The organism is Symmachiella macrocystis, assembly GCF_007860075.1.
Classification (GTDB): Bacteria; Planctomycetota; Planctomycetia; order Planctomycetales; family Planctomycetaceae; genus Symmachiella; species Symmachiella macrocystis.
Genome location: NZ_SJPP01000001.1, coordinates 1,765,337 through 1,777,852, shown reverse-complemented (window position 1 = coordinate 1,777,852; position 12,516 = coordinate 1,765,337). Strand labels below are relative to the sequence as shown.

Annotated in this window: 10 protein-coding genes; all 10 read left to right on the top strand. The window is 52.9% G+C overall.

From position 1 onward, the window contains the following. The first annotated feature begins 18 nt into the window (after positions 1–18). Entirely contained in the window at positions 19–1,911 is a 1,893-nt protein-coding gene (gene asnB / locus CA54_RS06885; protein ID WP_146370071.1) for an asparagine synthase (glutamine-hydrolyzing), read from the top strand. Next, on the top strand, positions 1,911–3,092 hold the full coding sequence (locus tag CA54_RS06880; RefSeq protein WP_197532257.1) for a glycosyltransferase family 2 protein: 1,182 nt from the start codon (positions 1,911–1,913) through the stop codon (positions 3,090–3,092). Before asnB ends, CA54_RS06880 begins: the two co-directional genes overlap by 1 nt. Before the next feature lie 31 nt (positions 3,093–3,123). Further along, entirely contained in the window at positions 3,124–4,338 is a 1,215-nt protein-coding gene (locus tag CA54_RS06875) for a glycosyltransferase family 2 protein (protein ID WP_146370070.1), read from the top strand. A gap of 171 nt (positions 4,339–4,509) precedes the next feature. Further along, positions 4,510–5,565 (top strand): FemAB family XrtA/PEP-CTERM system-associated protein, encoded by a 1,056-nt coding sequence (locus CA54_RS06870; RefSeq protein ID WP_197532256.1) that lies wholly within the window; start codon positions 4,510–4,512, stop codon positions 5,563–5,565. A 48-nt stretch (positions 5,566–5,613) separates the two neighbouring features. After that, positions 5,614–6,615, top strand: coding sequence for a polysaccharide deacetylase family protein (locus CA54_RS06865; RefSeq protein ID WP_146370068.1), 1,002 nt, complete (start codon positions 5,614–5,616; stop codon positions 6,613–6,615). Between the two features lie 63 nt (positions 6,616–6,678). After that, on the top strand, positions 6,679–7,716 hold the full coding sequence (locus CA54_RS06860; protein WP_146370067.1) for a glycosyltransferase family 2 protein: 1,038 nt from the start codon (positions 6,679–6,681) through the stop codon (positions 7,714–7,716). Positions 7,717–7,758: 42 nt separating this feature from the next. After that, entirely contained in the window at positions 7,759–8,754 is a 996-nt protein-coding gene (locus CA54_RS06855; protein ID WP_197532255.1) for a carbohydrate deacetylase, read from the top strand. A gap of 205 nt (positions 8,755–8,959) precedes the next feature. Continuing rightward, positions 8,960–10,549, top strand: a complete 1,590-nt coding sequence (locus tag CA54_RS06850; RefSeq protein WP_146370065.1) for a hypothetical protein — start codon at positions 8,960–8,962, stop codon at positions 10,547–10,549. 265 nt (positions 10,550–10,814) lie between these two features. Further along, a complete protein-coding gene (locus tag CA54_RS06845) occupies positions 10,815–11,861 on the top strand; it encodes a hypothetical protein (RefSeq protein WP_146370064.1) in 1,047 nt (348 codons plus the stop codon). A 395-nt stretch (positions 11,862–12,256) separates the two neighbouring features. Beyond that, positions 12,257–12,493 carry an acyl carrier protein gene (locus CA54_RS06840; protein WP_146370063.1) on the top strand — a complete coding sequence of 79 codons (237 nt, stop codon included), beginning with the start codon at positions 12,257–12,259 and terminating at the stop codon, positions 12,491–12,493. Positions 12,494–12,516: the final 23 nt, after the last annotated feature.

Genomic DNA, 12,516 nt, shown 5'->3' with positions numbered 1-12,516 from the left:
CTAAAGATAAGGCAACCTATGTGCGGCATTACGGGCATTTACTATCGAGACAAGGACCGTCCCGCGGAAGAAGGGGTTGTTCGCGCGATGTGCGACGCGATCGTGCATCGTGGGCCGGACGATCAAGGCCAATTTGTCGATGCTAATGTCGGCATCGGCATGCGGCGGCTGTCGATCATCGATCTGGCCGGTGGGCATCAACCGATGTTCAACGACGATCAGTCCATCGCCATTGTTTTCAACGGTGAAATCTTTAACTGTGTCGAGCTGCGTAAAGAACTGGAATCGCACGGACACCGATTTCGCTCGCATAGTGATACCGAAGTCCTGGTCCGCGGTTATGAGCAATGGGGGGACGATCTCCCCAAACGCCTCAACGGCATGTTCGCGTTTAGTATTTTGGATCGCCGGCGTCATCGGGTCCTGATTGCCCGTGACCATATTGGAATCAAGCCGTTGTATCTCTACGAAGATGGCGGGCAAATCGCCTGGGCTTCGGAGATCAAAGCGCTGCTCAAGGTGCCCGGCATCACCGCCGAGCTGGACCGGGCGGCGATGTTCGATTTTCTGCAATTCGGCTATGTCCCCGCTCCTCGGACGATGTTCGCGGGAATCAGCAAACTGGAACCGGCCACTTGTTTGGTCATTGAAAACGGCCAAACCAAGAGTTGGAAATATTGGGAGTTGGATTACACGACCGAGCAACACAGCCTCGGCGATTGGTGCGAGCAATTGCGGGAATTGCTGGAAGACGCGGTCCGATTGCAGTTGATGAGCGACGTGCCGTTGGGTGCGTTTCTGTCGGGCGGACTCGATTCCTCGTCGATCGTGGCGATGATGCACGAACTCGGTGTGGGCAATATTTCTACCTATGCGATTGGCTTTGGCGGCGAAGACGCGTTTCATAACGAGTTGAGCAAAGCGGCCATCGTGGCCAAGAAATTCGAAACGGACCATCACGAAATCGTTGTCGAGCCGAATGTGACGGAGCTGATGTATCCGTTAATTGAACATCTGGACGAACCGATCACCGACACGTCGTTTCTGGTGACGTACTTGGTGAGCAAGATGGCGCGGGAATCGGTGACGGTGATTCTGTCCGGCGTCGGTGGTGATGAAATTTTCGGCGGCTATCGCAGGTACTTGGGTCCGCGACTGCAAAACATGTATCAAATGGTACCGGGGGCAGTCCGCCGGGGGATGGTGATGCCGCTGCTCAACCGCGTGCCGGTTGATCGCGGATCAGCGGTCAAATCGATGTTGCGTTACGCTCGTGGTTTCGCCTCACAGGCGGAATTGCCGCCGCCGGATCGTTATCAAGGTTATGTCAGCGTTTATAACAACGGACAACGTCATGGGATTTTGTCTCCCGAGTTGGCGGAGATGGAGACGCATCACCGCTCACGGCAGGTCGCCGATTATTACGCGGCTGCCGGCAGCCACGACCCGCTGAATCAAATGATGTATGCGGACCTCAAGACAAGCTTGGTAGATAGTCTATTGGCTTTTACCGACAAGATGAGCATGGCGGTCTCGCTGGAAGCGCGTGTGCCGCTGTTGGATTATCGTCTCGTCGAAATGGCGGCGCGGATTCCCTCGTCGATGAAGCTGCGCGGAATGCGGGGGATGAAACACATTTTCAAGGAGTCGATGCGCGGCCGATTGCCAGACAATATCATTACCCAAAAGAAGCAAGGCTTCGGTACGCCGATCAGCCGCTGGTTCCGTTCCAGTCTGCAGCCGCTGCTGCAGGATGTCTTGTCGCGTGAGCGGATACAAAGTCGCGGTTATTTTGATGCCGACGCGGTCACGGCACTCATGGACGACCATATGCAACAGCGCGCCGATCATTCGGAGCACATCTTGGCATTGTTAACCTTTGAGATTTGGCATCAAGTGTATTTGGATTGATGATGATGACTCTTAGCTTAGAAATCCTGTTTTGGGTCAGCTTTGGCACCATCTTTCTGACCTACTTCGCCTACCCGGTGACGTTGTTGTTGCTAGCACCGTTGCGCAAATCGCATGCGATCGACGATGCGACGCCAACGGTGACGCTGATCGTCAGCGCCTACAACGAAGCTGCCGTGATTCGCGAAAAAATTGAGAACTCACTCGCTTTGGATTACCCGCGTGAATCGCTGGAAATTATGGTGATTTCCGACGAGTCGGACGATGGGACCGATGAGATCGTCGAGGAATATGCGGATCAAGGGGTGGTGCTGTATCGGCAGGTGCCGCGACGCGGCAAATCCTTCGGTCTTACGCAGTTTCTCGAGCGGGCAACCGGCGAATTGGTGGTGTTCAGCGATGCCAATTCGATTTATGAACCATCGGCGGTGCGAAAACTCGTACGGCACTTCGCCGAGGAACGGGTCGGGTTTGTCGTCGGGCATCAACGCTATATCGAAGAGGATTCAGCTGCGAGCGTTTCGGAGTCGCTGTATTGGCGGTATGAAACGTGGTTGAAAATCCAAGAAAGCAAAATCGGCTCGGTCGTGTGCGGCGATGGTGCGATTTACGCCATTCGCACGCATTTATTCGAGCCGCTTCGCGAGGATGACATCAATGACTTCACGATTCCTCTAAAGATTGTCCGTCGCGGGTATCGCGGACTGTTTGACACCGATGCGGTCTGCTATGAACGGACGGCGGCCGATTTTGGAGGCGAATTTCGTCGCAAGGCACGCATCGTGAATCGAAGCTTTCGCGCGGTGCTCAGAAATCCCGGCGTTCTCAATCCGTTCCGCGTAGGATTATTCTCCTATCAATTGGTGGTTCATAAATTGATCCGCTGGTTCGTCCCGCTGTTCATGGTCACGATGTTCGTCGCGAACGTGGCGTTGGCAGTGCAGGGGAGTCTGTTTTATTCGGTGGTCTTGGGATTGCATGTCGGTTTCTATCTGCTTGCGTTATTGCGGCTGGTGCCAGCCTTGCGGGATGTGAAGCCGATTTATATTGCGAATTATTTTTGTGTGGTCAACGCGGCTGCGGGACTGGGACTGTTGAACGTGTTGTTCGGCAAAAGCGTCTCGACCTGGAATCCGGAACGTGAGGAACCGCAAGCAACGGTCGCTACCTCCGCAAAGTAAATACTTGGATTGTCGCTCACTTCGATTTTGAATGAGTTGGATTTTGATGGATCTGTTCTGGCACATCCTGTTTTGGTTGTCCTTGGGACTGCTGGTTTATACCCAGCTGGGCTACCTGGCTATTTCGGCGATAATCGCAGCGCTCTATAAGCGTCGAGTTGCGCCCGCGATGAGTGAATGGCCCGATGTGACGTTGGTCATTCCGGCATACAACGAAGAAAGCGTATTGCAATCCAAGTTGGAAAATGCATTAGCGATGGATTATCCCGACGACCGTTTGGAAATCATCGTCGCCAGCGATGGCAGTTCGGATAGTACGGAGGAAATCGCCCGCAGCTTCGCGGATCGTGGCGTGAGGCTATTGGATTTTAGCGATCGCCGGGGCAAGGCTTCGTTGTTAAATGATGCTGCTGCGGCGGCTGAAGGGGAGCTGTTGTGCCTGTGCGACGCCAATGTCATGTTTCAAGCGGACGCGCTCAAGAGAATGGTATCGCGACTGCAGGACACGTCGGTGGGGGCGGTCAGTGGTGATGTCCGCTTGAAGAGTCGCGATTCGAATTTCGGTGAAGGTGAGGCGTTTTATTATCGCATCGAGCGGGCATTACAAACGTCGGAATCGCGAATTGGGTCGATGATGGGTGTGGATGGCGGGATGTATGTGATCCGCCGCGAATTGTTTGAGCCGCTGGCGGCTGACACGATTCTGGACGATTTTACCACCACGATGAACGTTATTCGTCAACGTCGCAGCGTGGCCTATGAACCGCAGGCTGTGGCACACGAAAACGGCACGCCCACTGCCCGTATGGAATTCAAACGCCGCGCCCGCGTGACGAGCGGCGCCATGCAAATCCTCAAACGGGGGCAATGGCCGCCGCTGGCTCGACCGGTGGAGTTATGGCAATTCGTCTCGCACAAACTTCTCCGATGGATTGAACCGGTTTTGTTGATTGCGATACTCGTATCAAGTGCGGTCTTATGGAACAGTGGAATCTTCTATCGAATCGCACTGATTGGGCAAATCATATTTTACCTGCTTGGACTAACTGGTACTCTTGCGGTAACTTTTCGCGAGACGCACCTGGGCGGAATTGTGTTTTATTTCGTGATGAGCCATGTCGCCATGACGGTTGGCATTGTCAAAGGATTATTCAACCGGCAACCAGTGACTTGGGCGCGTACGGAACGCACGCCGACAACTGAAAAGCCGGAGTCAACCAGTACAGCGGTGTCGCAACATCGCTGAATGGCAAGTGCGGTTGTTGTTGGACCCAATGGCCTAACCTAGCCGATATTGAGTGTAGAGTTTTTAGGCAAGACGCATAGCAAACCGGAGTTTGCCGGGGAACACCGACGGACCACCATCGTGTGTCTTCTGAAAACGATTCTGATTAGGGCAACATTGAGGGCAGTGGCAGTGCAAACGGTCTCAGACCACATCACGGCAGTCGAAGTCAAGGCGATCGGCTCCAGCGAGACGTCAGCTTGGGACGATTATGTTGCCCGCCACGTTTCCGATGCGCTGTTTTTTCGCGCCGATTGGGACAAGCCGTTTCAAACGTACCGCTTAACAGTGGAGCGGCTCGCTGCCTTTCGCAACGGCTCCATTGTCGGCGTCTTGCCTATGGTCCATCAACGCAGCCTGCTGTTCGGCAAGCACATGGTTTCGCTACCGTGGTTTGATACGTGCGGACTCCTGGCAGACGATGCCGAAGGCCGCGACGCATTGATGGCTGAAGCGGTCAATCGCGCCACGCAGCGAGGTGTTGACGAAGTGCAATTGCGGCAGCGCGAACCGGCGGAAATTTCGGAGTATGTGCGGACCGATAAGGTGCTCATGCAGTTGGAACTCCCAGCCACGGGTGAGGAACTGTGGGATGGGTTCTCGCCGAAGGTTCGTAATCAAATCCGCAAAGGGCAAAAGGCGGGGATGACGGTCGAAAGCGGTGGCCGCGAATTGTTGGACGATTTTTTCAATGTCTATTCCGTGAACATGCGCGATTTGGGCAGTCCGGCGCACAGCCGCCGATTTTTCCAAGCAGTGCTCGATGCCTTTCCCGAAGAAGCAACCGTGCATATCGCCCGCTTGGAAGGCGCAGCCATTGGCGGTGGATTCACCATGTCCAACGGCGCCGCGTGGGAAATTCCCTGGGCTTCGAGTTTGAGAACATACAACAAACTGTGCGTTAACCATGTGATGTATTGGCACATGTTGGAACAAGCCTGCGCTGCTGGCGCGACATCATTTCGCTTCGGACGCAGTACCCCCGACTCGGGCACCTACAAATTCAAAAAGCAATGGGGAGCTCAGCCGGTCAACCTGTATTGGTATCTGTTACCGGCCAAACCGGGGCTGGTTCCCGATATGTCACCCCCTAAAGACTCATACGGCAAGGCGGCCCAAATTTGGCAAAAACTGCCGGTCTGGCTCACACGCACCATTGGCCCACAGATCATTCGCAAAGTGGCCTAAGCCTGAGCGATTTGCCGCGTACGTAATTCTAAAACCTCGACGATCACTATGACTGCAAACCTGTTAATCACCATCGATACGGAAGAAGAGGGCCTGTGGGGCGGTCAGTACCGCACGCACGGGAACACCGTGGAAAATGTGTGCGCTGGTGTCGGTCGATTTCAAGAATTGTGCGACCGGTATCAGATTCCCCCAACTTACGTGATCGATGCGCCTGTCGTGACCAATGCCGACTGTGTGGATCTGTTGCGAAAGATCCAAGACGACGGACGCGGCGAGATTGGTACACACGTGCACCCCTGGTGCAATCCGCCACAGGATTCCTATTGGGACAAGCAGACTTCGTTTCTCTGTAACCTGCCCGAAAAATTACAACGCGAGAAAATCGTCTGGCTGACTGCCGAAATCGAGAAACAGTTCGGCCGCCGTCCCACCTCGTTCCGTGCGGGACGGTACGGACTCGATATCGTGGGAGCGCGAATTTTACGCGAACTCGGCTACACGGTCGATTCCAGCGTGATTCCCTTCAGTAACTGGTCATCCGAAGGCGGACCGAATTTCGAATACGCGCCGCACACGCCCTATTTCGTCGGCGATCGAGGCCTGTGCGAACGGTGTGAAACCGGTTCCTTGCTGGAGGTTCCCGTATCCGTCGGATTCAATCGTCCCGACTTCCAACGGGCACAAGCGATTCGGAATTTTGCCATGACGCCCTGGTTGCGGCGGATGCGCAGTGTCGGAATTCTCGATCGGTTGGGGATCGTACGCCGCATCAAATTCAGCCCCGAACAGGCGAGGGCACAGGACATGAAACAACTCATCGACGCCTATCTAGCAGGCGGGGCACCGGTGATGGTGATGTTGTTTCACAGCACTTCACTGGTGGCAGGGCAATCGCCCTATGTAAAAACGGCAGAGCGTTTGGAAGAGTTTTTCGCCGATTTGGCGGAAGTGTTCGAGTATTGTTTAGAGCAACGCGGAATGGTGCCCGCCACGTTGAGCGGGTTTGCCGAGCGGTATATACAATCGCCCAGTGTGGCGGCGACATAGTCAATATAGCTGGTTCGTTCCGAATCGGATCGAAGCAGTGACACCTGTAGAGAGGGTGATATCGTGGAGGAAGCGGAACTCATTTCCATCGTGGTTCCTATGTACAACGAGGAGGGCAACGTCCGCCCGTTGTACGAGGCGATCGTCAAAGAATTCGACGAACTGTGGTGCACGTTCGAGTTGATCTTTGTCGACGACGGCAGTCGGGACGAGTCGGTGGCAACTGTCAAAACATTGCACGACGCGGACTCGCGGGTCAAACTGGTGCGCCTTTCGCGGAACTTTGGCTGCCAGATGGCCATTTTTGCTGGCTTGGAACATGCTACAGGACACGCCGTAATCGTGATGGACGCCGATCTCCAGCACCCACCAGAAATCATCGGCCGGATGATCGAACTTTGGAAGGAAGGGTTTGAGGTCGTCTATACGATTCGCGAAGAGACTGAAGGAATCGGTTTTTTCAAACGGCTGACATCCTCGGCGTTTTCCAGATTACAACGCCGTTTGGGAGCCACGACGTTGGAGCCAAATGTCTCGGATTACCGCCTCATGGATCAACGGGTTGTCAAACTGATCGTCGCTATGCGCGAACGCAAACGGTTTTTCCGCAGCATGGTCGAATGGGTTGGTTTTCGACAAACGGGAATCCCGTTTGTGGCAGCAGAACGATTCAGCGGCAATACGAAGTACAGCTACACCAAGTTGATCGGTTTGGCTCTCGATGCGGTGACGTCGTTTTCGACGCTGCCGCTAAGATTGTGCACGTATGTCGGATTTATCGCCGCGGTCAGCGTCGTGCCGTATGCCCTGTGGGCTATTTATGTCCGTCTTTTTACTGAAGACAGCGTCCACGGGTGGTCGTCGATTATTGTTGCCGTGCTGTTTTTAGGAGGGGTGCAACTCATCTCACTGGGGATTCTCGGAGAGTATGTGGGGCGCATTTATGAAGAAGTCAAAGGCCGCCCACTGTACATCACAAGTGAAACGTGTGGTCTTTGCGATTCTACGAACAGTCCTCCGGACAATCGCAAGGCCACCACGGCAACTACACAAGAAGTCTCTAAACAGAATACAGCAAGCGAAACGCTCGCTCGAAATTGAGCGAGCCGCTTCCAGAATAATCATGACTTTGGCAGTATTATCGTGAAACAACTCATCATCAATGCCGACGATCTGGGGATCTGTGAATCAGCGAACCACGCGATTCAACGCAGTTTCACCGATGGAGTGCTGACCAGCGCGAGCTTGATGGCCATCGGACCTGCGTTTGACCATGCCGTGGCAACAGTTGTGAATCCTTTCCCGGACCTCGGCATCGGGTTGCACGTCTGTTTAACAAGCGGTCGTTGTCTCACACCGCCAAACAAGATCGGCCAATTGGCCGATGAAAACGGTCGACTACGCGTTGGGTTTGCTGGATTGTGCCGATTGGCAATGACCAACGACGGACGGATACAAATCGAACGGGAGTTGGACGCGCAATTCCAGCATATTGTAGATGCCGGATTGGTGATCGATCACGTCAACAGCCACCGTCACGTTCATATGATTCCGGGGATATTTTCAATCCTTGCCCGCCTTGCCACAAAATATGGCTGTCCGGCGATTCGAGTGTCCGATGAAAGAATTAGGCGTCGTGCAAACCTCTTTAGCCCCAGTCGGATGATCACCACCCTGAGCAATGCTCCCAAGCAAATGATCCTGGGAATGTTTGCGACGCGGGCACGGAAACATGGGCATTCCCTGCTGACTTGTGACCGGACATTTGGAATCCTGGGCAGCGGTAAAATGAATCTTGCAGCCATGTCCGCAGTAGTTACAGCGACAACGGTAGGCACCTATGAAGTCATCACCCACCCCGGAGAATTGGTCAATGCATTGAACGATGAATTATCACAGGGGGATCGCCGGTTTTGGAATTCTTCATTCCGAAATCAGGAATTACAAGCACTACTCGATCCTAGATTCAAGGCCTGGATGGAGATCAATCACGTCCAACCGGCAAGGTACGCGGACATCGCCTGCCTCGCAAGCAATCGCAAGGTTTGTCCTCTTAGCGAGCAGCAAGGCAGCGATGAGAATGCGCCGCAGGTTGACTGCGGGGCTTCCGCAAAAACCGGCAACCACAAACACAACTAGACATCGGCATTTCCCAGCATCGCACTTCACCGTCGCTTTCGACGCAGCAGATCTCTAAATACCCTTCGCCATTTGAGCAGGAATTGCACCACAAACTCGCCAGCGCGGCCAAAGTGTGACCGCATCTTAGAAATTTCATTTACCGGACGAATCACCACACACCGAGCTGACTTTTTGAATTATTGCATCACAGGAAGCTTCCTCCATGACTGAGACTTCATCTTCTTTGCAGCCCAAGGAAAAAACGTCATTCTTCCCAGGCTGGGGCCACGTTTGTCTTTTTCTGCTTGTCACCTTGACCAGCCTCGTGCCGATTTGGATCACGACGCACTTTCCGTCCCAAAACGGACCATGGTATTTGTTGATCGTGCACATGTTCAAGGAGTTTCAAAACCCCGCCTACGATTATTCGGAGTATTACCAGATCAATTGGCACCCGGTCCCCCATATGTTGCACAATCTCGTCGTGTACTGCCTCAGCAATCTATTGCCCCTGCTGACGGCAGAGAAAGTGGCGTTGAGCATCTATGTGGTGGGGTTTCCGCTGAGCATCTTCTATTTCCTATCAGCCGCGTCGCCACGGAACGTGATCCTGGGATATTACGGATTTTTGATGGTACATACGTATTCCTTCTTCCGCGGATACCATAACTTTTCGTTGGCACTTGTTCTGTTTTTCACGGCGTTCGGTTATTGGTTGCACCACCACCGCAAGTTAACTAAGAAGAATTTTGCTGTACTAGCCGTCCTGTCTGCGTTGCTGTATCTGTCACATCTATTTGTGTTTGGGTTGCTCGCCTGTTGCATCGGGTTTTATGTGCTCATCGAAACTCATAGCTTTAAAAAAGGGACTATCGCAGCCGTGTGTGCCACTTGGCCTGGTTGGCTGTTATTCGTCGACTATTTCATTCTGACGAAAACAAAATCCGAATGGATTGATCACGAAGACACAGTGTTCCTTTTGCCTCATGTATTGCTAGAATATTTCGTACGAAAATATTTTTACACAATTTCGCTTCCCGTCTACATCCTGATGGCCCTGCCGTGGATGTTGGTGCTTGGATTGGTGGTCCGCAAGATCATTCACATGTACCGCGAAAAAAATAATTCCGTGCGCGGCGTATTGAGTGACCCTCTTATAGCACTACTTGCCGTACTGCTCGTCAGCTTTTTTATAGTCCCCTACAAATTCTTGGCATGGCATTACGTTAACCTACGAATGATCCCGGTGATTTGTGGTGTTATGTTGGCCTGCGCCGGAGCATCCATCGAAATCAACCGCCGGTTGTTGGGCGGAATGGTGATGGTCGTGTGCGGTGCAGCGATCTGCGCCAACGTGCTACTCGCCAAGGAAGTGGTGAAGATGGACCAGGAATTGGCCGTCTATATGTCAGGAATCGAGCACTATGACGGCAACACGCCACTACTGCCGATTCATATTGAAAACCCTCCCCATGGCCAAGTCCGCCCACTCACCCGAGCGTATGAATATTACAATATCGCCAAAGGGGGCGCGAACGGACGCGGCGTGGCTAATGTGAATACGCTAGTTTCCATGTGGTATCACGAATATCCCGTCTCTAATATGTTTCCCAAAATCGATAAGAACAATCCGGAAAAGTCGATGCGCCGCATTCGCCAAACTTACGGCTATGTTCTCGTCTATGGCGAAGACCTGGATCTGGTCAAAAATTTAGAAGCCAATCAATTTGAATTGGTTCACCACAATCAAAAACTGCGGTTATTCAAGAATCGCGGAAGCGATCTTGAGGCCCCGAACTTCAGGAAAGACTAATGCTTTGTCAATTTTGGATTGTGGGATTACCTATCTTCGACAAGTACTTCCGTGGGCGTGCGAATCAGCGATAGCGACCTCGGATTCAAAGTCGGTCAACGCACTACTGGCGTAACCTTCTCGATTTGTCGTGCGACAATTTCCCAATCCCGGCCGAAACTCTACTAAATTCATGCTTGCCGAGAATTGTTTGCGATAACAATTTGGCAAGGTGATGTCGTCGGAATTGTCATTGCTACAGAAACTTCCCCACCAGAAACGCACGATGCCATTTGAAATCGTAGAGGAATCGTTAGACGTCGCCCGCGATGACGCCATCGCCGTATTGGACGCCACTCGGCAACATGCGGTCGATCGGTCGCGGTTTCAATGGCTGTATTGTGACAATCCCGACGGCCCCGCCGTGCTCTGGGCCATTCGCAAGACAGAAACGGGCGAAATGGCTGGGTTTACCGTCGCCCTTCCGCGGCGGATGCTTGTCGATGGCCAGTTGCATCGCGCCTGGAACGGAGCCGATTTTTCGATTTTACCTCGATTTCGCACTTTGGGACTGGCTCTCAAGCTGCGCCGCGCAGCCAAGAACGGGGTCGATGACCAGCGCGTCGATTTTCTGTATGCCCATCCCAACGAAAAAATGGCCGTCATCCACGCTAAAGTCGGACATTCTCCGATCGGCGAGATGGTCCGCTATGCCAAGGTGCTCAGAACCGCACCGTACATCCAGCGCAAAGTGGGAAACAGCGCACTGGCAGCTGTGGGGGGAGCCATGCTCGATCCACTGTTGCGAATTGCCGGAGCGGAGACCCGCCACCGTGCAAAATGCAACACTTCGCTGATGGACATCGCAAACATTGATGAGCGCTTTGACGAACTATTTAACAATGCCGCACCGCAACGCGGCGTGATCGGGGTCCGCGATTCAAGTTATTTGCGTTGGCGCTATGCCGAAAACCCGCTGGAAACAGCACAAGTCATCATCGCCGAGCAAAATGGACAACTTTGCGGTTATCTCGTGATGACCACCCAAGAGGATATGGGCGTCATCAAGGATCTGTTTCCGATGGATCGACCCGAAGTGGCGCGCGACTTGCTCGTTACAGCTATCCAACAGGGCCGCAAACAGGGACTGAACAGCCTGTCGTTTACCATGTTGTGTTCAAATCCCTTAGTTTCTTCGCTGGTGGAGTTCGGGTTTCGTCAAAGAAGCGGATTGTCACAAATGTACGGATATGCACCGGAATCCAGCGAGCTCCGAGCGACTGTGTTGGACGCCAAGGCTTGGTGGTTGACGGTCGGAGATCGCGATGTTTAACCGGTGTATCCGTCAAATCATTCTCGCGCATTGACTTCCGGCAGAGGAACAGCCCCCGTAAATTGGCCAGATTGCGGTCCATGTGTCAGTATGGAGTGATTATGCGGTGAACGTAGAAACGAGATATTTTCGCCCCGAAACTACAAAGCACTGAGTGGACTGATGTGCAGGTTAGAGGGTATTGTGCTATTCTTTTTCCGCGTTTGCCATATTCGACGGGTTGATACGCCTGATTCTAGCCGATCACGTACTTTCCCTAAGAGAAAATGACCCTAAGCGTTTTGTACAATCCACGCGAGCTAACGCGGAGTTTTCTTGTTGATGGGTTGAGGCAAATATTAGAGCGATTGATGTGTCGGTCTTTTTTATTTCTTCTCCGTGTTGATTAGCAATAGATGAAAAACGAAATTCGAACGTACTTGACGAATAATCGCGCCTCATCCGAGGCAGGCCAATTCGACGATCAGGAGTCACTGCTCGAGGCAGGAGTCATTGACTCAATGGCTATGGTCGACTTGATTGCCCACTTGGAAAAAACGTATTCGATCACGATCGACGAAGACGACATGGTGCCCGAAAACTTCGATTCGGTCGAAGCAATCGTGGCGTATGTTACCAGTAAACAAGGTTAGCAGCACTGCTTCAGTGATTTGTA

Coding starts and splice junctions, on each gene's coding strand:
- CA54_RS06875 (WP_146370070.1), top strand. CDS start 3,124: ATGAGTTGGATTTTGATGGATCTGTTCTGGCACATCCTGTTTTGGTTG.
- CA54_RS06880 (WP_197532257.1), top strand. CDS start 1,911: ATGATGATGACTCTTAGCTTAGAAATCCTGTTTTGGGTCAGCTTTGGC.
- asnB (WP_146370071.1), top strand. CDS start 19: ATGTGCGGCATTACGGGCATTTACTATCGAGACAAGGACCGTCCCGCG.
- CA54_RS06840 (WP_146370063.1), top strand. CDS start 12,257: ATGAAAAACGAAATTCGAACGTACTTGACGAATAATCGCGCCTCATCC.
- CA54_RS06850 (WP_146370065.1), top strand. CDS start 8,960: ATGACTGAGACTTCATCTTCTTTGCAGCCCAAGGAAAAAACGTCATTC.
- CA54_RS06865 (WP_146370068.1), top strand. CDS start 5,614: ATGACTGCAAACCTGTTAATCACCATCGATACGGAAGAAGAGGGCCTG.
- CA54_RS06845 (WP_146370064.1), top strand. CDS start 10,815: ATGCCATTTGAAATCGTAGAGGAATCGTTAGACGTCGCCCGCGATGAC.